Source organism: Pseudokineococcus sp. 1T1Z-3 (genome assembly GCF_037482365.1).
Taxonomy (GTDB): Bacteria; Actinomycetota; Actinomycetes; order Actinomycetales; family Quadrisphaeraceae; genus Pseudokineococcus.
The window spans coordinates 450-18,911 of record NZ_JBBHZF010000019.1 but is presented as its reverse complement, the minus strand read 5'-3'; the positions used below and the strand labels follow the sequence as shown (position 1 = coordinate 18,911).

The window sequence follows — 18,462 nt, the reverse complement described above, 5'->3', positions numbered from 1 at the left end:
GGCGGGCGGCTCAGCCCGCGCGCTTCTTGAGCTTGCGACGCTCGCGCTCGGACATGCCGCCCCAGATGCCGAAGCGCTCGTCGTTGAGGAGGGCGTACTCCAGGCACTCCGCGCGCACGTCGCAGGAGACGCACACCCGCTTGGCCTCGCGCGTGGAGCCGCCCTTCTCGGGGAAGAAGGCCTCGGGGTCGGTCTGGGCGCACAGCGCGCGCTCCTGCCAGCCGAGGACACCCTCGTCGCCGTCCTCCTCGAGTCCCGCGAGGGCGCCCGACGCCCCCCCGGCGAGACGCTCGTCACCCTGGCGGCGGGCGAGGGCACGCTCGCGGCGGGCGGCGGGGGCGTGCTCGAGCGCGCTCTCGTCGAGAGCGGCGGCGGCCCAGGGGCCCACGACCACGTCGAGCTCGGTCGCCCGGCGCTCGAGCAGCCGCTCACCGCGGTCGAGACGGGTGTCGGGATCGGCGTCGAGGTGCTGCGCGTGCGTCGTCTCGGCCACGGGGGCCCTCCTCCGGGCGTGCCTACTGAGAGTGCCTGGGCAGGCGGTGCGGGGAGCGGCGGTCGGCGGTCCGCCCGTCTCCCGACCCGGCCGGCGGCACCGGGGGTCGTGACCGAATTACACGCGTGTCGTGCGGCGGTCGTCAACCCCGTCAGGTGTAGGCGGGGCACCGAGCCGCAGGACCGCCCGCCCAGACGGCGATCGACGCGTCGTCACGAAGCGTCACGCTGGGTCGACTGTCCGCGGGTGGTCCGCCGGGGAGCGAGGATGGGGGCATGCGGATCACTGCCCTGTCCGGAGGGGTCGGCGGGGCCCGCTTCCTACGGGGGCTGCTCGCCGCCGGCGCGGGTCGGGGCAGCAGCCACGAGTTCACCGTCGTCGGCAACACCGCCGACGACGTCACCCTCTCCGGCCTGCGCGTCTGCCCCGACCTCGACAGCGTCATGTACACCCTGGGCGGGGGCGCCGACGACGAGCGCGGCTGGGGCCGGCGCGGGGAGACCGGCGCCGTGGCCGCCGAGCTCGGCGCCTACCTCGACGCCGGGGGCGTGCCGGCCGACTGGTTCACCCTCGGCGACCTCGACCTCGCGACGCACCTGCTCCGCACCCGGCTGCTCGACGCCGGCGCATCCCTGTCCGCGGTGACCGAGCAGCTGTGCCACCGGTGGTCGCCAGGCGTGCGCCTGCTGCCCATGACCGACGACCGGGTCGAGACCCACGTCGTCGTCGACGCCGCCGAGGCCGCCCTCGACGCGGCCTCGGTGCGCTCGCCGCTCGCGGCGGGCCTGGCAGGCCCCGGCGAGGTGGCGCTGCACTTCCAGGAGTGGTGGGTGCGCCACCACGCCGTCCCGCCCGCGCGGCGCGTCGTCGTGGCCGGGGCGCGCGGGGCCACGCCCGCCCCGGGGGTCGTCGCCGCGATCCGCGACGCCGACGTCGTCCTCCTGCCACCGAGCAACCCCGTCGTCTCCCTCGGCGCCGTGCTGGCCGTCCCGGGGGTCCGCCGGGCTCTGGCGGAGACCGGCGCGCCGGTCGTCGGCGTCTGCCCCGTCGTCGGCGGCCGCCCCGTGCGCGGCATGGCGGACGCGTGCCTGCGGGCCGTCGGCGTGCCGACGACGGCGGCCGCCGTCGCCGGCCTCTACGCCGACGTCCTCGACGGCTGGCTCGTCGACCCGCCGGACGCGCCCGACGCGCGGGCCGGCGCCGCCGGGTGGGTCGTGCGGGCCGAGCCGCTGCTCATGACCACGCCCGTGGACGCCGCCCGCATCGCGGCTGCCGCGCTGGACCTCGCCGCCGAGGTCGCCACTCTCGGCCTCGACCAGAGGTCGAGGCTCGGGTCACGGCCAGGGGTCCCCGCCGCGCACGCCGGGCTCGTCGCGTGAGGCGCGAGCCGCCGCTGCCGGTGGACGGCTTCGCCGTCCGGGCGGTCGCCCTGCCCGGTGTGCCCGAGGTGCGCGCGGGCCACGACCTCGGCGCGCTGCTCGTCGACGCCGTCGCCCGGGCGGGGCTGGCGCTGCGCGACGACGACGTGCTGGTCGTCGCGAGCAAGGTCGTCGCCAAGGCAGAGGGACGCAGCGTCCGGGCACGCAGCCGCGCGGCCGCGGTCGAGGCGGAGACGGTGCGGGTGGTCGCCGAGCGGACGATGCCGGGCGGCGTCACGACCCGGGTCGTCGAGTCCCGCAGCGGCCCCGTCCTGGCGGCGGCCGGCGTCGACGCCTCGGACGTCGAGCCGGGGACCGTGCTGCTGCTGCCCGCCGACCCCGACGCCTCGGCGCGGGCGCTGCGCGCCCGCGTCACCGAGCTGACGGGCCGCTCGCCCGGCGTGGTCGTCTCCGACACGACCGGCCGGCCGTGGCGGGTCGGGGTGGCCGACGTCGCCCTCGGTGCGGCCGGCGTGCGGGCCCTCGACGACGTCCGCGGCGAGGTCGACCGCTTCGGCCGGGCGCTGGAGGTGACGGTCCGTGCCGTCGCCGACGAGGTCGCCGCCCTCGGGGACCTCGTCAAGGGCAAGGGCGCCGGGACTCCCGTCGCGCTCGTGCGCGGGCTGCCTCCCGTCGACAGCACCTCGGCCTCGACCTCGACCGGAGCCTCAGAGCACGCGGTGGTCGGCGGCCCGGACGGCGAGGGCGCCGCGGGCTGCGTCCGCACCGGCCCCTCGGACTGGTTCGCCTACGGCCACGTCGAGGCGGTCCGCGCCGCGCTCGGCTCCCCGCCCGGCGCCGTCGAGGCGCCGCCGCTGGACCCGGCCGCTGACAGCGTGGCCGCCCGGGTGCGACGGGCGCTGGCCGTGGCGACAGGGCCGGGGGCGCCGGTGGGCGCTGCAGCCCGGGCGCCCGGCCAGGGAGCCGTCCTCGTCGTGGTCGAGGGCGGAGCCGTCGAGGCAGGGGTGCTCGCGGAGCGCGTCAGGGTGGCGCTGTGGGCCGAGGGGGTCGAGGCGGTGACGGCGACGGACCGTCGACCACGCGCTGCGGGCCGCGACGGGACGAGCTCCACGGTCGTCACGCTCAGGGCGCCGGCAGCCCCGACGACCGCACCGGCCCCGGGCATGCTCTAGGCCGGACGGCGCCTGCGCCGCGCGCCGGCTCCAGGACCAGTCGGTGACGGCCGACAAGCACCTCGTGAACCTCCTGCGTCGTCCCGGGCGTGCGCTGCCCGGCGTCTCCGCCTGCTGCGCCGTCCTCCTCGTGGGCGCCTTCGCGTCACCGACCTCTTCCCCGCCGGAGCTGCCCGGGTGGACGTCCGAGCTCGCCCCGGAGGTGCTGGCCGAGCTGCGCCCCCTCGCCGGCGAGGCCGCGCTGGACGCGGACGTGCCGGGCCCGACCACCGAGGTGGCCCTGGCGGTCGCCGAGGGGGCAGGGCTCGAGATCTCCACCGTCGAGGTGCCGCGCAGCCGGGCCGACGCCGTCGTGGACCTGCTCGACACGCTGCCCGCCGTGGAGGCCTCCTCGGTCCCCTCGACCATGCGGACCCTGCGCGGCGGAGCCGTCCCCGCCCGATCTCCCGACCCGCTGCGCCCGCAGCAGTGGGGCCTGGACGCGCTCGCGGCGGAGTCGTTCCGCCTGCGGGCGAACGGGACTCCCGTGGTCGCCGTCGTCGACAGCGGCGTGGCGGCCTACCACCAGGACCTGCGGACCGTCGTGCTGCCCGGCGCGGACATGACCTCCTCGGGAGGCGACGGGCGGAGGGACAGCAACGGGCACGGGACGCACGTCGCCGGCATCGCCGGCGCGGCCATCGCCAACGGCCTCGGCGGTGAGGGGCTGGCCCGGCTGCGAGTCCTGCCCGTCAAGGCCCTCGGCGCTGACGGCACGGGGAGCACGACCGCCATCGCGCGCGGGGTCGTCTGGGCCGCGGACAACGGTGCGGACGTCGTCAACCTCTCCCTCGGGGGTCCGGTCCGGGACGACGTCCTCGAGCGCGCGATCGCCTACGCCGTCTCCCAGGACGTCGTCGTCGTGGCGGCCATGGGCAACGAGGGCAGCGGGTCCCCGACGTACTACCCGGCGGCCTACCCCGACGTCCTGGCCGTCGCCGCCGTCGGCAAGGACCTCAGGCGTGCGCCCTACTCCTCGACGGGCGCCCACGCCGACCTCGCGGCGCCGGGCACCGCGATCGTCTCGACCGTGGTCGGCGACGGCGACGACTACGGCGCGAAGAGCGGGACGTCCATGGCAGCGCCCTACGTGGCGGCTGCGGCGGCTGTGCTCGTGTCCACGGTCCCCGGCGCCTCGGCCCGCCAGGTGGCCGACGCCCTGACCAGCACGGCGAGAGACCTCGGCGCAGTCGGACGCGACGCCGAGACGGGCTACGGGCTCGTCGACCCCGCCGCGGCGCTCACCGCCTTGGAGGAGGCGACGGGGCGGGCCCCTCGGACCTGCCGGTAGCGCCTCGCTGGGACACCTAGGCCGCCCCCCGGGATCGCCGCACCGGGGGGCTCCCCGCCGGCGTGTGCGTCGGCAGCGTCATCCGCGGGCCCCGGCGCGGACGCCGGGCCCCCGACATCTCCAGCAGCCGCTGCACGCGGTAGCGGTGCCCGGCGTAGGGCGCGATGACCTCGGCGCAGGCGTCGTCGTCGAGCACCTCGCCGGTCAGCGCCCACGTGACGTCCTTGGCCACGTGGTAGTCGGCGAAGGAGAAGGCGTCGGCGTCGCCGTGGGCGCGCTGACGCACCTCGGCCGCCGTCCACACCCCGACGCCGGGCAGGCTGCGCAGCGCCGCCTCGACGCGCTCGGGCGGCAGCAGCAGCGTGCGCTCCAGGCCCGACGCCGAGCGCGCCGCCGTCTGGACGACCCGGCTGCGCCGCTGCTCGACGCCGGCCGCCAGCCACTCCCAGCTCGGCACCCGGCGCCAGACCTCCGCCGACGGCGGCACCCGCATTCCCGCGGCCGGCCCGCCGGCGGCGGCGGGGGCTCCTGGTGCCGGCTCGCCGAAGCGCTGCAGCAGGCGACGCCAGCCGCGGTGGGCCTCGACCCCGGTGACGACCTGCTCGACCGCGGCGCCGGCCGTCGCCTCCAGCACGGCACGGGTGCGCGGCACCCGCCAGCCGAGGTGGCGCCGGTGCGCGTCGACGAGGCGGGCGTGGCGGGCCAGCGGGGTGAAGCCCGCGTCGTCGTCACCGGCGCCGAGCAGGGTCGGCACGCCGTCGAGCAGGTGCTGCGCGCCGTCACCCCAGGCCCGCGCGTGCACGAGCCCCTCCCCCGGCGCCGGGCGCAGGTGCAGCAGCCCGGTGCCCTCGGGCGTCCGGGTGGCCCACCAGTGCTCGCCGCCGACACGCCGGACCGCCGGGTCGCCCGCGCCCCGGCGCAGCGGCGCGAGGACGGCGGCCACGTCGAGCGGCCGGCCGGGGCGCCACGTGCGCTCCAGCGGCGCCGACGACCCTGGCCAGGACCGGGGGCGGCGGAGAGGGAGGGCGTCGAGCACCCCCCGAGTGTGCGGGGTGCCACCGACACCCGGAGCCTGCCGACACCCGGTACCCGCCGCACCGGGTCGACCGTAGGGTCGCCGGGTGCCCCAGCCTCCTGGAGACGACCCCTCGACCGCCCGCGAGCACCCGGCCGTCGAGCGCGCCCGCCACGTGCCCGCGCTGCTGGACGCCCTGTCCGAGAGCGACGGCGGCCGCCCGCGCGTCACCTGGTACGGCGCGGGCGGCGAGCGCGTCGAGCTCTCCGCCCGGGTGCTCGCCAACTGGGTCGCCAAGTCCGCCGACCTCCTGGTGGACGAGTGCGACGTCGAGCCCGGCGACGTCGTCGCGCTGGCCCTGCCGCCGTCGTGGCGCACCGTCGTCCTGGCGCTGGCCGCGTGGTCGGCGGGCGCCGAGCCGTCGTGGGACGGCGACGAGGGCGAGATGCTCGACGACCTCGAGCCCCAGCCCCCAGCCGTGCTCGTGACGACGGCGGACGGCCCGGTCGGGCCGGCGGGGCGCGTCGTCGTCGTCGACCCCCCGGCCCTGTCGCGCAGGACGGAGGGCGGCCCGCCCGGGGCGCTGGACTACAACGCGGAGGTCACCGGCCGCGACGACGTCTTCGACGCCGACGAGCAGACCCAGGACCCCCGCGTGCTGGAGCTCGCCGACGACCTGGCGCGCATCAGCGAGATCCGGGCCTGCGAGCGGGTCCTCGGGCTCGCCGACGACCTGGCGCCCGACCTCGTCCTGGGGGTGCTGCACCGTGACGGCTCCGTCGTCCTGGTCTCCCCCGACGCCGGCGCCGACCTCGACGACCTCGCCGCGCAGGAGCAGGCGACCGCCCGCGCCTGAGCGGCGGTCAGGTCGGGCGAGCGGTCAGGTCGGGACGGCGGCGACCCAGACCGTGCCGGTCCCGGTGACCTCGACCGGCCCGTCGTCGTCGCGCACGAGGGCGCTCGCCCCGCGGGTCAGCGCCAGCGGCCGCCCGTCCGCCTGCAGCGCCACCTCGCCGTCGGTGCACAGGGCGACGCGCGGCCCGTCCGCGGGGCCGGCGAGCGTCTCCCCCTCCACCGCGAGGCACCACAGCTCCAGCTCGTCAGGCCCGGGTCGCCAGACCCGTACCCCGGCCGCCGGCTCGTCCGGCGAGACCCGCGGGAGCGGCACCGGGCGCGGGTCGACGACGCGGTGCAGCTCGCCGACGTCGACGTGCTTGCCCGTCAGGCCGCCGCGCAGCACGTTGTCCGAGGCGGCCATGATCTCCACCCCCACGCCCGACAGGTAGGCGTGGACGTTGCCCGCGGGCAGCCAGATGGCCTCGCCCGGCTCCAGCCGCACCCGGTGCAGCAGCAGGGCCACGAGCACGCCCGGGTCGCCCGGGTAGAAGGCCGACAGCTCGGCGACGGTGCGGCGGTCGGCGTCCAGCTCGTCGCCGGCGTCCTCCGCGCACGCGGCGCTGGCCGCCTCGACGAGGTCGGCCACCTCCTCGCCGCCCTGCAGCAGGTACGCCATCGCCGCGCCGGGCGCCTCCTGCGGGTCCGCGCCCTCCAGCAGGTCGACCAGCGGCGCCACCTCGGGGACGTCGAGACGCCGCAGCGCCGCGACCGCCACCTCCGGGTCGCGGAAGCCGCAGAGCGCCTCGAACGGCGTCAGCGCCACGACCATCTCGGGCTTGTGGTGCGGGTCCTTGTAGCTGCGGTGCCCGGCGCCGAGCGGGACGCCGGCCTCCTCCTCGCGGGCGAAGCCGTCGCGGGCCTGCTCCTCGCTGGGGTGGGCCTGCACCGACAGCGGCGCGGCGGCCGCCAGCACCTTGAGCAGGTAGGGCAGCCGGTCGCCGAAGCGCTCGCGCACGCGCGCCCCGAGGACGCCTGCGGGGTCGCGGTCGACGAGCGCGTCGAGCGGCTCGTCGCCGGCCCGCGACGGCGCGCCGGGGTGGGCGCCGAGCCACAGCTCGGCCTGCGGCCGCCCGTCGGCGGGCAGGCCCAGCAGCTCGGGCAGCGCCGTCCGCGAGCCCCACGCGTAGTCCCGGACCACGCCGGTGAGCTTCTCCACGCCCGGCAGGCTACGCAGCGGCGTCGCGACCGCCCCGGGCTCACCCCGGTCGCGAGCGGGTCAGCGCGCGCGGAAGACCCCCGAGGTCGGCGTCACCGCGCCGGGGAAGGCCGTGGCCGGCGTCATCCCGCACCGAGTGACGAGGGCCTCGGCGAGCAGGGAGCGGTAGTCGGTCGTCACGGCGAGGTCCCCGCCCACCCGGGCCGTCGGTGCGAGGCCGGGCCAGCGGCCGTGCACCCTGCCCCCGACGACGCCGCCGCCCAGCACGAGGACGGCGTTGCCGTAGCCGTGGTCGGTGCCGCCGGAGCCGTTCTCGTCCGCGGTCCGCCCGAACTCCGAGAGCGTCACCAGGGTGACGCGCGACATCGCCGGGCCGAGGTCGGCGGCGAAGGCCACGAGGGCGCGCGCCAGGTCGGTGAGCTTGGTGTGCATCCACCCCTTCGGGTCGGTGGGGGCCCCCATGCCGACGTGCATGTCCCAGTCCCCCACGTCCACGGCGGCCGCGCGCACGCCGGCGCCGGTCAGGACGAGGGCGGCGACGTCGCGCAGCGAGCGCCCGAGGTCGGAGTCGGGGTAGGCGACCGGCGGGGCCGGGCGCGCGGCCAGCACCCCGCCGGTGCGGGCGACGGCGTCCAGCGCCGTCGTCGCCGCGCCGGCGAGCGCGGCGGGGGCCCCGGCGTGCAGGGCCCGCAGGACGGTGTCGCGGCGGGCCTCCTCCCCCCGTGCCCCGGAGCGCAGCCGCAGGCCGTCGAGCGCGCGGAAGGCCAGCTCGGGCGTCGGCCCGCGCAGGCTCGAGGCCGGCGTGGTCCTCCCCGCCTGCACGGCCGAGAAGACCGAGCCCTCACCCGTGCCGCCGACCATCCGGTCGAGCCACCCGGTCCGCAGGGTCGTGCCGGGCGCGGCCCGCTCCATCTCCTCCATCGCCGAGAAGTGCGAGCGGTTGGCCGCCGCCATGCCGACGGCGTGCAGCACGGCGAGCTGCCCGGCCCGCCACAGGGGCAGCAGCGGGCCCAGCGCGGGGTGCAGCCCGAAGGTCGCGTCGAGCTGGTGGGCCACCGAGGCCGGCACGGCGAGCGTCGGCCGCAGGGCGGCGTAGTACGGGTCGCCGACCGGCGCGACCATGGACAGCCCGTCCACCCCGCCGCGCAGGGACAGGACGACGAGCGTGTCACCGGTGTAGCCCGGCGCGGCGAGGGCCACCTGCGTCGAGGCGTCGCCGACCGTCAGCGCCAGGCCGCCCGCGAGCGCGCCGGCCAGCACGGATCGACGGCTCACGCCGGCCCGTCGTTCTTCGTCGCAGCCGCAGGGTGACCCGCTCGCGGGCGACGCCTCGGGCGAGCGGCGCGGCCGGGGCAGGCCGGGCAGAGAGGCCAGAGAAGGCAGGTGTCGATGGCTCATCGGTCGTCTCTCGTCGGGTTGGTCGCTGGTCGCGTCGTCGGTCAACGGGTCGCGAAGGAGGGGCTGTCGAGCACGCAGCAGACGAGGGAGGCCAGGCGCCAGCCGAGCCACTCGTCGCCGGCGCGCAGGGCGGTCGTCTCGGTCCTGCCGGTGAAGGCGACGACGGCGGCCCGCTCGGCCGGCGCGAGCGGGGCCGCGAGCACCCGCTGGGCCAGCGCGTCGACGAGCGCGCCGACGGTCGCGGGCGCCGGCGTCGGCAGCAGCTGCTGCGGGGTGGCGAGCTGGTAGGCCCGCGGCCACCACCCGCTCGCCACCTCCAGGTGCTGGTCCCAGGCGGCGAGCGAGCCGGACGCCGACTGCCAGGCGGCGGCGACGTCGGGGAAGCCGTTGGGCGGGGCCCAGTCCGAGGGGGCGTCGGCCCGGCCCCGCAGCATCCAGTAGATCCCCTCGGCCCCCTTGGTCCCGCTGACGTCGGGGCGGTGACCCATGGCGCGGACGGTCGAGAGCAGGTCCTCGCGCGGACGCTTGACCTTCGGCTGCGCCGCGGCCAGGGCGTCGGGGGCCAGCAGCAGCTCGCGCACGAGCGGCGCGATCGCCGTGCCCTTCTCGACGTAGAGCGCACCGAGGCGGTCCAGCAGCGCGGCCGGCGGGTCGTCGCCGACGAACCGCCGTGCCAGCTTGGTGGCGACCCGACGGCCGGTGGCGGGGTGGCGGGCCAGGTAGCGAAGCAGCGAGACCTGCAGCGCCGGCCCGTCGGCGGCCGCGTGGGCGGGCGCGCTCCACCCGAGCACCGTGACGGCGGAGGTGTCGTGCCGCTCGGGCCGGAAGCGCATGGTGCCCGTCGCGCCGTCGATGCCGAGGCCCGTGAACAGCCGGGTGCAGGCACGCACGTCGTCCTCGGTGTACCCCGCTCCCAGCCCGACGGTGTGCAGCTCGAGCAGCTCGCGCCCGTAGTTCTCGTTCGGCGCCTTCTTCGTGCTGCTGGCGTTGTCGAGGAAGGCGAGCATCGCCGGGTGCTGCGCCGAGGCGACGAGCGCGTCCTCGAAGCGGCCGAGGGCGTGCCGGCGCACGACCGTGACGTCGTAGTCCATCCGCGACCACCACACGTCGCCCGAGGGGTTGGCGACGTGCAGGTGGTCGGCGAGGACGTCGACGACGACCTCGAGCAGCTGCCGGCGGCTCCACAGCTGGCGCGCCGTCGTCGCGAAGCCGAGCGCGAGCATCCCGTCCCAGGAGAACTGCGGGATCCCCCCGGTCCGGGCTCGCACCAGGTCCATCGACGCCAGGGGCAGCCGGGCGAGGTAGGCCTCGCACTCGGCGTCGGGGACGGACGCCGGCGCCAGCTGGCCGTCGACCCAGGCGGCCCGGCCGACGTCGGTGACCTCGGCGACCACCTGGGGCGTGACACCCCAGGTGGCGCGGCGGAGGAGGTGCAGGACGGCGGCGCGCTCCTCGGTCGGAACCGCGGTCGAGGCGTCCGGTCGGCAGACCGCGTCGCGGGTGACGACGTCGGCACCCGTCGGGGCGGGGGCGGTGAGGGCCATGAGCGAGATGTCGTTGCAGGTCCTCGCCTCGTTGACCCGCCGCCGACTTCGTCACCCGTGCAGTCCTGCGACGACCACCCGGTCGGACGGTCAGGGGCGGGCTGAGAGCACCTCCTGGCCGCTCGCGGTGTAGCGCGCCTCGGTGGCCGCCTTGCGCGGGCGCCACCACCCCTCGTGCGCGCGGTACCAGTCGACCGTCGCCGCGAGCCCGTCCTCGAAGGTCGTGTACCGCGGCGCCCACCCCAGCTCCTCGCGCAGCTTGGTGGAGTCGATGGCGTAGCGCAGGTCGTGCCCGGCGCGGTCGGTGACATGGTCGAAGTCGTCGGCCGGACGCCCGAAGGCACCGAGCACGAGCTCGACGACGCGCCTGTTGCTCAGCTCGCCGTCGGCGCCGATGAGGTAGGTCTCCCCCACCCGGCCGCGCTCGAGGATCTCCCAGACGGCGGCATTGTGGTCCTCGACGTGGATCCAGTCGCGCACGTTCTCGCCGGCGCCGTACAGCTTGGGCCGCACGCCGTCGACGAGGTTGGTGATCTGCCGCGGGATGAACTTCTCGACGTGCTGGTAGGGCCCGTAGTTGTTCGAGCAGTTGCTGATCGTCGCCCGGACGCCGAAGGAGCGGGCCCACGCGCGCACGAGCAGGTCGCTGCCCGCCTTCGTCGAGCTGTAGGGGCTCGAGGGGTTGTAGGGCGTCTGCTCGGTGAAGCGGGCAGGGTCGTCCAGCTCGAGGTCGCCGTACACCTCGTCGGTGGAGATGTGGTGGTAGCGCACGTCGTGGGCGCGCACCGCCTCGAGCAGCGCGTAGGTACCCAGCAGGTTCGTCCGCAGGAAGGGACTGGGGTCGGCGAGGCTGTTGTCGTTGTGGCTCTCCGCGGCGAAGTGGACGACGGCGTCGCTGCCGGCGACCAGCCGTCCGACGAGCTCGGCGTCCGCCACGTCCCCCTCGACGAAGCTGATGCGGTCGGCGACCTCCGCGAGCGACGCGCGGTCCCCGGCGTAGGTGAGCGCGTCGAGGACGGTGACCTCGACGTCGGGGTGCTCACGCACGCTTTGGTGCACGAAGTTGGCGCCGATGAAACCGGCGGCTCCGGTGACGAGCAGGCGCATGGCGCTCCTTCGACGATCGGCAGGACAAGCGCCTGCACCGTACTCGGGAGCGCTCCTGACAGACCTCACCACGAGGGGCTCGCGCTGCCCGACGGACCGGGAGGCCGGTGCTGCCTGCGATGGGTCGGTCCGCGGTCGTCGACTGACGCGCGGCGGTGCACTAGTCGTCGGGCGAGTGCTCCGGCCGCCACCCCAGACTCGTAGACCACGAGCTCGAGCAGGTCAGGTCAGGTCGGGTCGACCGCCCCCGAGGCCCCCCTCGCCACCGTCCGAGGTTGTCGGGGAGGTCAACCAGCTCGTCGATGTGCCGTCGAGAAGCTGAAGACGCCCATAAGGGTGACTACCTCGTGAAGGTCGCGACCACACGCTCTTCAGCGCCGTACCGTCCGGGCATCTGAGCGCCCCGCTCCGCTCGTCGTGCAGGAGGACTTGTGAGCAGGTCGAAGGCGGCGCGTCGTGCGTTCGCGGTAGGTGTGGTCGTCGTGGCAGCGGTGTGTGCGGTCGTCACGCCAGCTGCAGCGGCGTGGCCGCCAGTCTTCGAGCCCAGCGGGCAGGAATTGTCCTTCTACTCTCAACCAGGCGTCGGAGCGCCGACGCAGACCAGCCGACTTGCGTCGTCGACGTGGGAGGCCGACCCCACTGACAAGCCTCTGATGTGCAAGATTTGGCCCATGACGCCCAGCGCCCTTCCGGCGAGCTTCCGGAACGGTTACTGGACTTACAACATCGACGACTCAGACGTCGGGACGACCTCTAACATCGAGCGCTTCGGCCGACCCGGCGACACGCCCTTCTGTGGGCAGACAACGCCGGTCGACAAGTCAATGTGGGAGCAGGACTCACTGATCGTGTGGCGGGAAGGTGTCTTCTACTTCCGACTGGCCACCCAAACGAAGGCCGTGACTTTTGGTCGACCCACGGACACGCCGCTCATCGGCGACTGGGACGGCGACTCCGTCGACGAGATGGCCGTCAAGCGCGGAAACCGCTACTACTTCGCCACCGACAACATTACTGGCGGCGGCGGCGTCCGCAGCAGTACTTTCGGCCTGCCGACCGACGCGCCCGTCACCGCCGCGTCGCTGTACCTCAACGGAGTCGACACGCTTGTCCTGCGACGGGGCAACCGCTACCTGTTCACAGGTGATCTACCCGGCGCCCCCACCATGCAGATCACCCGTGAGCAGGCGTACGGCAAGGCCACCGACATCCCCCTCGACGTCGAGAACTGGGTCCCCTCGGATCCGGAGTCGCGCCAGGTCTCGGTCGCCCGCCTAGGCCCTGACAGCTGAAGCGGCACGATCGAGCCTTGACACAGAGACCCCTGCGTTGCCTGAGCCAGATGATCTGGCGCGATGGCCGCTGCCGCACTTGGCCGACACCGGCGATGCAACGAGCGCTACACGCGACTGAAGGAAGGCCAGCTTTGGGCGGCTTCGTCCAGCTCCTTTGCTGTCCGGCGACCTGCGCGTCGGGTCCCTGACATGCCGGCGAGGCAAGGACCCTCCTTAAGAACGAGTCGAGAGGTGATGGCCGCCGCGGCGGCCGTGGAGGGTGCGGTACTGACGAGGGCCTGCGATGGCGCCAGCGCTCGCGGATGAAGAAGCGAGCACCCATCTCGGGGCGGGGCACGAACGTCAGAGGCCGGCTCGCGCACCTGGAATGTCGGCAGCACCGGGGACCGGCACCTGCCGTGCGACTGGGACGGCGATGGACAGGCCACCGCAGGCCTGTACCGCCCGTCGACAAGAAGCGGGCACATCCCGGAAAGGTCTGGTCGGCGGCAACGCCCTCCGATCTTTCGTGTAGGGCCGGGCGGGTGCCGGTGATCAGCGCCTCTGCGGCGACTGGGACGGCGACGGCTCGCAGACGCCCGGCATTACCGGACCAGCAAGAACATCAATCACCTGTACGATTGCCCGGGCGGCAACGCCGGCGGGTCTCTTGCTACGGCAGGCAAAGCGCCGGCGACGTGCCCCTCGCCGGGGAATGGGTCAACAAGGGCGTCTACACCCGGGCATCGAGCGGGCCAGCGAGGGCGAGTGGCTGCAGCAACCGAGCCGACAAGCCGAATGTCGAGATCTCCTAACGCTTCGGCAGCCCGCGGACTGGGCCGGCTACGACGTCGACACCCGCCATCGATGGACCGTCCCTAACTCGACTTCTCGTGCCCGCGCGGTGGGGGCGGTGACGACCCGCCGGTCGTGGGCTGAGGGTGGGTGAGGGTCGAGGTCCTCAAGATCAGGAGCGACCGAGTTACCTGATCAGCGAGGACCTCAACTGTGGACGACTCAGTTCTCTGCGCCCGCTTCTGCCCGGGTGCGTACCGCGCGTGCTGCGACCGGCTGGTGGGCCTGGACGGGATGCACGTGGTCGCCGTCGACGCCGGCGCCGACGGGCTGGTGGTGAGGGTCGAGTCGCCGCCGAGTCCGTCGGGGTGGCGGGCCTACGGGGTGATCGCGACCAGCCACGGACGCCGGGAGCACGCTTTGGTGCAGGGGCCGGCGTTCGGGCGCCCGGTGCAGCTGGTGTGGCGGAAGCGGACCTGGACCTGCAGTGAGCCGTCCTGTCCGGTGTGCAGCTTCACCGAGGTCGACGACGAGGTCGCGCTGTCGCGGGCGCGGCTGTTGCCCCGGGCGCGGTGGTGGGCGATCACACAGCTGCGCCGCGAGCACGCCTCCGTCGCAGGGCTCGCCCGCCAGCTCGGGGCGTCCTGGCGGAGCCTGTGGACCTCGGTCGCCCCGCTGCTCGCAGTGCTGGCCGACGGCGAGACCCGCTTCGACGACGTCACTGCGCTGGGGGTGGACGAGCACACGCTCCGGGCCTCCCCACCACGTCGACCCTCGCAGACGGGGCCCGAAGGGCTGACCGGGATGGTCGACCTGACCCGTGAGCAGGACGGACGCCTCCACGCCCGATCGCTGGACGCAAGTACCCGGGCCGATCTGGATGGGTCTACGCCGACTGGCTGCAGGACCGCGGTGAGGCCTTCCGCGCCGGAGTGGCCACTGCGACGCTGGACCCCTTCCACGGGGACAAGAAGGCCATCGACGACAAGCTCGCCGACGCCACCTCGGTGGTCGACCCCTTCCTCCCCCGCAAGCGGGAGTACCTCCAGTCGTCGCCCGCCGCCGCCCTGGACGACGTCCGAAGGCGGGTGCAGGAGACCGCTGGCCACCGCGGCGACTCCGGCGACCCGGTCTACGACATCCGCACCACTCTGCGCGCCGGGATCGAGAATCTCACCGACCGCCAGCTCGCCCGCCTCGAAGCGGCGTTCGCCGCCCATCCTGAGCACGACCAGGCCGGGCGTCGCCTGGTTCTACGCCAGCAGCTGCGCTCGATCTACCACCAGCCCACCTCGACTGAGCCCCACCGCAGATACAAAGAGCCAGGTTGTCCTGGTCTGCCGCGGCGGACTCGATGTGACCACCACCCTCGCCTGGCTCAAGCCGAAGGGAGGCATGCACTAGCCCGAGCAGGTGCTCCGACGGCGCGGCGGTCCACCATGCCGCCCGAGGCGCCGAGGTGGCTGTGTGGCCCTTCTCCCCTCGAGACGTCGTCAGCCCTCCGCCTCGCTGCACAGGTCCACAAGGCTCCCGACGGCGACCCACGCGCGTACCGCATCACGTGCGGTCGCCGGCCTCTCCTCCCTCGCCGTCCTCGTCGGCGCTGTTCTGGCAGTGACCCCGGCGCCGGCAGCAGCCGTGCCTGCCACTGTGCGGTTCGACTCCTGCTCTTTGCCCGCAGACCGCCCCCTCGAGGCGATGGCTGCCTCACGCACGACGAATCCCGCCATGGTGGTCGGTCCTGACGACCTGGCGTGGTTGAGACAACTCGAGAGCCGGGCGACGCTCACCATGTCGAGCGACGAAGGTCTTCAGGTGCGGCAGGTCTTGCGTCATTCGGACGCGGCGCTAGCGGCGCCTCTGCCGAGGAGCACCTCACTCTCGCTCGGTGCTCGGAGCTCCGCCGACCGGATGATCTTGCTTCGCGCGGCCATGGAGGTGGCCGCGGACGGCAAGAGCCCCGCCGTGGAGGGCGGCCGAGTCGCCACCAGCTCCGCTACCTACGCCCGCCGCATCCGGGACGAGGTGTTGACGTGGACCTCGATGCGCTCCTGGGGCTCGACCGCGCCGATCGTCACGGGCCAGGACTCTCTCCTGGAGACGGCGGAGGTGGCCAGCACGGTCGCCCTCGGTTACAGCCTCGTCCCCGACGCCTTCAGCCGTGCACAGCGCAGCACCGTCCGTGCCGCTCTCGTGAGTAAGGCGCTGGCACCGGCCTGCTGGGGTTACACGAACCGCTCGTGGATGGTCGAGTCCACCTCGAACTGGGGTGTCGTCGTCAACGCAGGGATGACCATGGCCGCGATGGTCGTCGCGGACCAGAACGACGCCGCCGCCGGCGCCGTCTTCGCCCAGGCCCTCCCACGCCTGCGCCGCGCGGTGGCGACCACGGCCTCCGACGGAGGGAGCCCGGAGGGCCCGAACTACACGTGGTTGGTGCACCGGTACCTCGCCCTCGTGTCCTCCAGCCTGCTGCTGAGCTACGGGGACGCCGGGGGACGACAGGTCCCCCGCGTGCCCGCTGCGGCGCAGCACATCCTCGACGTCACCGGACCTTCGGGCGAGACCTTCGACTACGCGGATGCCGACGGCGCCTACATCAGGCCCTACCTGGCGCTGTGGAATGCACGGCAGGGCGGCGACCCTTTGGGGGATTGGCTGGGACAGCGGCTGCTCGACCAGCGGAAGGTCGACGGACTGCTGCTCCTGTGGGCACGGCCGGAGACTTCCAAACCCACGTGCCAGCCATTGGCACGCACGTATGAGAGCGCCGGCGTGGCGATGTTGCGCAGCAGCTGGGAGGAGGACGCCACCTGGGTGGCCGTACGCGGCGGCTCACAAGTGGCAGGTCACCGGCACCTCGATCTTGGCACCTTTGTGCTCGAGATGGACGGTCGACGCTTCGTCGACGAGTACGGTCAAGACGAGTACTCCCTCCCCGGTTACACCGGTCCGCTGGGGAGCAGCAGCCCCTGGCGGCTCACGACGGAGGCGCATTCCACGCTGATGCGCAGAAGCGTCCAGCAGCCACCCACTGCGCTCGCACCGCTCTCGTCTCCGACCCTCGGCCCGAGCAGCCGCCACATCACCGTGGACATGCGGCAGGCGCTCCAAGCCCGCGAGGCGAGCCGTCAGATCGTCCTGGCCGGCGAGCAGGTGACGACTGTCGACCGGGTGCGTCTCTCGAGCCCGGCCGAGCTCCGGTGGTCGGCGCACACTCGTGCGTCGGTGAAGCTGGCGCGCGAGGGCCGCTCCGCCCTCCTGACGATCGACGGTCGAACCGTTGAAGCACGGCTCGGTTCGTCGACACCCGGCGCCTTCCGAGTCGTCGACGCACCAGCCGCGCCGAGGGGAGGCCGTTCGAACCAGGGATGGCGGACTCTGATCCTCGACGTCGGCACACGCCCCGCGCGCGCGGGCACACATACCGCGGCGACGGTCGTCACCTTCGTCCCTCGGTGAGGGCGGGCCGCCACTACCGCGGTCACAGTGGGCCCGCCGTGCAAGGCAGGTGAGAGCCCCGTCGGGAATAGCTCGGCCAATGGGGAGGCTCGTGCTGCGCCCCGCAGGTAAATATGCTGGGAACTCACTGGAGCGCCAGGGGACGACTGCTGGTGACGTCGTCTCGTCGACGCCTCGTGACTGGCCGGGACCGGGCGCTCGGCCCGACTCTCTCCCGCAGACCCTCAGGCGGACCGCTCGTCCGCCACCTGCGGGCTGACGGCCGAGGTGTCTCGCCCCGGGTTCAGTGGAGGCTCTGAAGTGACGCCCCGACGGTAGCCGGAACGGGGTCTTGCTGGCGGGTGGCCTCGTGCTCGGCCGGTGGGACGTGGCCGAGCTCGCTGTGCAGGCGCCGGTGGTTGTACCAGTCGACGTTCCCCCACTTCGTGGGAGGTGCCCCCATCGGCGGTGGCGATCTCGAGGTCGTCGATGTTCTTCCACGGTCCCTTGTTGCGGACCAGCTCGGCCTTGAACAACGAGTTGAACGCTTCCGCGAGGGCGTTGTCGTACGAGTCGCCCGTGGACCCCACGGATGCGACTGCGCCAGCCTCGGCCAAACGCTGGGTGTAGCGCACCGCGAGGTACTGCCCGCCCTTGTCCGAGTGGTGCACCAATCCGGTCATGTCGACGCCCTCGCGGGCGCGGGTCCACAGCCCCATCTCCAGGGCGTCCAGCGCCAGGTCGGTGCGCAGCGACGTCGACAGCTGCCACCCGAGCACCCGGCGGGAGAACACGTCGACGACAAACGCGGCGTAGACCCACCCGGCGAAGGTCCGGCAGTAGGCGGGGGCACCTCCCGCCCGAAGGGTGGGGGAAACGTCAGCGACCCACAGCTGGTCCGGCGCCGTGGCCTTAGACCTGCGCTGGACCAGGTCCGGGCGGGCGTCCGGGCCGGTCCCGGACACCGTGGTCCGCGGGCCCTTGGCCCGCGACAGGCCCCGCAGCCCCGCCGCGGCCATCAACCGCTCCACGGTGCACCGGGCCACCGCCTGGCCGCGGCGGACCGTCTCGGCGTGGACCTTGCGGGCCCCGTAGACCCCGTAGTTGTCCTCGTGCACACACCGGATCACCTCGGTGGTCACCGCGTCGCTCACTGACCTCGCCGACGGGGGTCTGGTCTTGGCGGCGTAGTAGGTGCTCGGGGCGACCTGCAGCACCCTGCAGACGCCGTCGCAGAGCTCCTCCCAAGATCGACCCCGAAACGGTCCTTGTGCGCGTCGATGTACTCGACGACTACTCCAGTCGGCGGTCGAGCTCCGCCTGGGCGAAATGCCGACGCCGTCTTCAAGATGTCGTTCGCCCACCGCAGCTCACGGTTCTCCCGCTCGAGCTCAGCGATCCGCCGGCCATCCTTGGTCGTCGTCCCGGGCCGGGTGCGACCTGGGGGCACCTCCCGCTTGC

At 74.4% G+C, this 18,462-nt stretch carries 12 protein-coding genes, 2 pseudogenes and 1 other annotated feature; of the genes and pseudogenes, 7 read left to right on the top strand and 7 right to left on the bottom strand.

Going from position 1 to position 18,462, the window contains the following annotated elements:
• Window positions 1-10: 10 nt before the first annotated feature.
• Window positions 11-247 (bottom strand): annotated as a pseudogene (locus tag WDV86_RS06645) (WhiB family transcriptional regulator); the annotation flags it as partial.
• Window positions 248-768: 521 nt separating this feature from the next.
• Between WDV86_RS06645 and cofD the strand changes: the two are divergent.
• Genes cofD through WDV86_RS06630 form a run of 3 tightly spaced genes read left to right on the top strand, consistent with a single transcriptional unit; the run spans window position 769 to window position 4,374 of the window.
• Window positions 769-1,872, top strand: coding sequence for a 2-phospho-L-lactate transferase (gene cofD, locus WDV86_RS06640; protein ID WP_339566820.1), 1,104 nt, complete (start codon window positions 769-771; stop codon window positions 1,870-1,872).
• Window positions 1,869-3,044 carry a coenzyme F420-0:L-glutamate ligase gene (gene cofE, locus WDV86_RS06635; protein WP_339566819.1) on the top strand — a complete coding sequence of 392 codons (1,176 nt, stop codon included), beginning with the start codon at window positions 1,869-1,871 and terminating at the stop codon, window positions 3,042-3,044. Before cofD ends, cofE begins: the two co-directional genes overlap by 4 nt.
• 43 nt (window positions 3,045-3,087) lie before the next feature.
• Entirely contained in the window at window positions 3,088-4,374 is a 1,287-nt protein-coding gene (locus tag WDV86_RS06630; RefSeq protein ID WP_339566818.1) for a S8 family serine peptidase, read from the top strand.
• Between the two features lie 16 nt (window positions 4,375-4,390).
• Here the strand turns inward: WDV86_RS06630 and WDV86_RS06625 are convergent, their stop codons facing one another.
• On the bottom strand, window positions 4,391-5,410 hold the full coding sequence (locus tag WDV86_RS06625; protein WP_339566817.1) for a DNA-3-methyladenine glycosylase family protein: 1,020 nt from the start codon (window positions 5,408-5,410) through the stop codon (window positions 4,391-4,393).
• Between the two features lie 85 nt (window positions 5,411-5,495).
• Between WDV86_RS06625 and WDV86_RS06620 the strand changes: the two genes are divergently transcribed.
• Window positions 5,496-6,245 (top strand): TIGR03089 family protein, encoded by a 750-nt coding sequence (locus tag WDV86_RS06620; RefSeq protein ID WP_339566816.1) that lies wholly within the window; start codon window positions 5,496-5,498, stop codon window positions 6,243-6,245.
• A gap of 24 nt (window positions 6,246-6,269) precedes the next feature.
• On the opposite strand, the gene manA is transcribed toward WDV86_RS06620, so the two are convergent.
• From manA to rfbB, 4 genes are all read right to left on the bottom strand, one after another.
• Window positions 6,270-7,442 carry a mannose-6-phosphate isomerase, class I gene (gene manA, locus WDV86_RS06615; RefSeq protein ID WP_339566815.1) on the bottom strand — a complete coding sequence of 391 codons (1,173 nt, stop codon included), beginning with the start codon at window positions 7,440-7,442 and terminating at the stop codon, window positions 6,270-6,272.
• Window positions 7,443-7,502: 60 nt separating this feature from the next.
• Complete coding sequence (locus WDV86_RS06610) at window positions 7,503-8,717, bottom strand: DUF1501 domain-containing protein (RefSeq protein WP_339566814.1); 1,215 nt, start codon at window positions 8,715-8,717, stop codon at window positions 7,503-7,505.
• 164 nt (window positions 8,718-8,881) lie between these two features.
• On the bottom strand, window positions 8,882-10,384 hold the full coding sequence (locus tag WDV86_RS06605) for a DUF1800 domain-containing protein (protein ID WP_339566813.1): 1,503 nt from the start codon (window positions 10,382-10,384) through the stop codon (window positions 8,882-8,884).
• 90 nt (window positions 10,385-10,474) lie between these two features.
• A complete protein-coding gene (gene rfbB, locus WDV86_RS06600; protein WP_339566812.1) occupies window positions 10,475-11,491 on the bottom strand; it encodes a dTDP-glucose 4,6-dehydratase in 1,017 nt (338 codons plus the stop codon).
• A gap of 431 nt (window positions 11,492-11,922) precedes the next feature.
• Here rfbB and WDV86_RS06595 point away from each other — a divergent pair, with 431 nt between their 5' ends.
• The 3 genes from WDV86_RS06595 to WDV86_RS06590 all read left to right on the top strand — a co-directional run bounded on the left by WDV86_RS06595 (window position 11,923) and on the right by WDV86_RS06590 (window position 17,022).
• On the top strand, window positions 11,923-12,783 hold the full coding sequence (locus WDV86_RS06595) for a hypothetical protein (RefSeq protein WP_339566811.1): 861 nt from the start codon (window positions 11,923-11,925) through the stop codon (window positions 12,781-12,783).
• A gap of 1,625 nt (window positions 12,784-14,408) precedes the next feature.
• A complete protein-coding gene (locus WDV86_RS16250; protein ID WP_445262973.1) occupies window positions 14,409-15,305 on the top strand; it encodes a transposase in 897 nt (298 codons plus the stop codon).
• Window positions 15,259-17,022 carry a heparinase II/III domain-containing protein gene (locus tag WDV86_RS06590; RefSeq protein WP_339566810.1) on the top strand — a complete coding sequence of 588 codons (1,764 nt, stop codon included), beginning with the start codon at window positions 15,259-15,261 and terminating at the stop codon, window positions 17,020-17,022. The genes WDV86_RS16250 and WDV86_RS06590 overlap by 47 nt, the downstream gene beginning before the upstream one ends.
• 283 nt (window positions 17,023-17,305) lie before the next feature.
• Here WDV86_RS06590 and WDV86_RS06585 read toward each other — a convergent pair.
• Window positions 17,306-18,462: pseudogene (locus WDV86_RS06585) on the bottom strand (IS3 family transposase); the annotation flags it as partial.
• Window positions 18,201-18,335 (bottom strand) — a sequence feature (AL1L pseudoknot). It overlaps the preceding pseudogene by 135 nt.

Bases quoted from the DNA above. Each gene is read 5' to 3' on its own strand.
- cofD (WP_339566820.1), top strand. From the start codon at position 769: ATGCGGATCACTGCCCTGTCCGGAGGGGTCGGCGGGGCCCGCTTCCTA.
- WDV86_RS06590 (WP_339566810.1), top strand. From the start codon at position 15,259: ATGGCTGCCTCACGCACGACGAATCCCGCCATGGTGGTCGGTCCTGAC.
- rfbB (WP_339566812.1), bottom strand. From the start codon at position 11,491: ATGCGCCTGCTCGTCACCGGAGCCGCCGGTTTCATCGGCGCCAACTTC.
- WDV86_RS06605 (WP_339566813.1), bottom strand. From the start codon at position 10,384: ATGGCCCTCACCGCCCCCGCCCCGACGGGTGCCGACGTCGTCACCCGC.